Annotated in this window: 2 protein-coding genes; both read right to left on the bottom strand. The window is 32.9% G+C overall.

Annotated features, from left to right (window positions below; translation table 11 throughout):
* Positions 1 to 92: 92 nt before the first annotated feature.
* The gene (locus L2567_RS20825; RefSeq protein ID WP_235299798.1) at positions 93 to 470 is read right to left on the bottom strand and encodes a DoxX-like family protein; all 378 of its coding nucleotides are present in this window, start codon (positions 468 to 470) and stop codon (positions 93 to 95) included.
* Between the two features lie 607 nt (positions 471 to 1,077).
* The gene (locus tag L2567_RS20820; RefSeq protein WP_235299797.1) at positions 1,078 to 1,818 is read right to left on the bottom strand and encodes a hypothetical protein; all 741 of its coding nucleotides are present in this window, start codon (positions 1,816 to 1,818) and stop codon (positions 1,078 to 1,080) included.
* Positions 1,819 to 1,967 lie beyond the last annotated feature (149 nt).

Here is a 1,967-nt window from a genome sequence, read left to right as displayed (position 1 = left end):
CTATGGAAAAGCCGCATAGTTTTCCACAAAAAAATGTGGAAATTAAAAGAAGCAAAATATTATGATAATAATTAATATGTTATATTAATTCTTTAAGAAAACGGTCCCACTTTGTGGGGACACTTCACTACAATTACGAACACAATGGCAAAAAGAGAGTTCATTTTGCCCCACATCAATAATTCTGGAACTAAGAGTAATTCTAAAAAATTCATAGATGCTACTAAGACTATTTGTACTACTGCATTAATTTTTGATTTGTATTTTGAAATTACCCAAAACGCCATAACTACTTCTGATAGTCCTATGAGTATTGTAAGCAATCTGGGATGTTCCTGGCCTAAAATTTCAGCTACGATTTGCTGATGTCGAGGGACTAGGTTAAGTACTTTGCAAACCAATCCATTAAGCAGCCATACAACGCTAATAAATATTGTTAGTATTCTATTTATACCTTGGTTTTCATTCACTGCTTGCGCATAACGGTGATGACAAGCGAAGTTTCGCTCTTCATTAATTATCGTTTTTCCAAAAATATGAATTTTTAGTTCTGCACATCATATTTCATGCTATTCGAAGCGAAATTGCGTCTTGTCTAGTGTTAGGTGGAGTACAATTTAAGCGTTGGCCTCCAGCTGAAAGTCTTGTCAGATTTTAGATAATGCCGTTGGAATGATCGATCATATCTTTAAATGATAGCGGACTCAGACGGACAAGAATAGTAAGTTGATTATCTGAAATTAATTGACATGTTCGGAATTCCAATCTCAATCTTACGTGGTGAGAAAAATCAGACAGTAAGACCTGAAAATCGAAGTAAGCTGCATGAATTTAAGATTCGATTATCGTGAGAACAAAGTGATCATAATTTGTAAAAATTCACTTTTAAGAAATACGCTATCAATTTAACGTGCGCTGGCAATGCACCCAAACGCAACCCTCTAATCACGTCCTTGTCAACTATTCTGAATCAATTTTCAGGGCTTTCAAAACGAGAAACGTATTCCGCCTAACGGTTCAGCTGCATCCTGAGTACGAGGCGATAGCCGAAGTATTCAGTGATGAAGCCTGTTATGCTTAGTGTTTTACTTTAAGTCCACAGAATTCATCCTGTATCATATGTTCTATGTAAAATTCAATTGCCTCTATTTTAATCAGTTCTGATTTTATTTCCTCTTCTAAATTTTCTGCGTTGCATATGCTAAATTTGCCAGTTTTATATTCTTGATTAATTATTAAGCTTGAGTAATTAATATCACCAATCTTTTGATGTTTTCTATTTGCTGGATAAAATCTATAGTTGTTTAAATGTTCTTTGAGATTTTCTTTCAATTCTTCAAGGCTAATTTCATCTCCTAATATGTCTTTTGTTCTTTTATCAAGTTCTCTTTTAAACATAAGAATTCTTATTGCTTCAGATCTTTCAGTATTTACAATTTGATCAATTTCAATCCTACCTTCCAATTCAAATGGCGCAAGACTATTCTCTGGATTTCTTTCAATTACATCTTTTAATTTTCTGAATCTTTGACTGATCTCTAAAACAATTGGCATTTCTCTCTTATAAGATACTTTAATCCAAAGAGGAATCGTGTTTTTATGTTCTTTGTATAAATTACAGACAACATCGTTATAGTTTAGTCTTATTCCTTTGAAAGTTGGTGTAGACCAAAAACGAAAAATATCGTCCCAATTCGTATAGTTTTCTTTTTCGGAAGTTGGAATAATGATATAAGAAACAGATTCAGTATTCGAAATGCCTAACTTTTTCAAAGCGTTTTGAAATTTATCTGAAAATATTTCTTGTGTTCTATTCATTATTTTTCATTCCTCATTAAGCATAACGGTGATGACAAGCGAAGTTTCGCTCCTCATTAATTATCGTTTTTCCAAAAATATGAATTTTTAGTTCTGCACATCGCATTTCATGCTATTCGAAGCGAAATTGCGTCTTGTCTAGTGTTAGG

Source organism: Portibacter marinus, from assembly GCF_021533195.1.
GTDB lineage: Bacteria > Bacteroidota > Bacteroidia > Chitinophagales > Saprospiraceae > Portibacter > Portibacter marinus.
The sequence above is the reverse complement of the archived record's forward strand: the minus strand, read 5'-3'. Positions and strand labels throughout refer to the sequence as shown.

Coding starts and splice junctions, on each gene's coding strand:
- L2567_RS20820 (WP_235299797.1), bottom strand. CDS start 1,818: ATGAATAGAACACAAGAAATATTTTCAGATAAATTTCAAAACGCTTTG.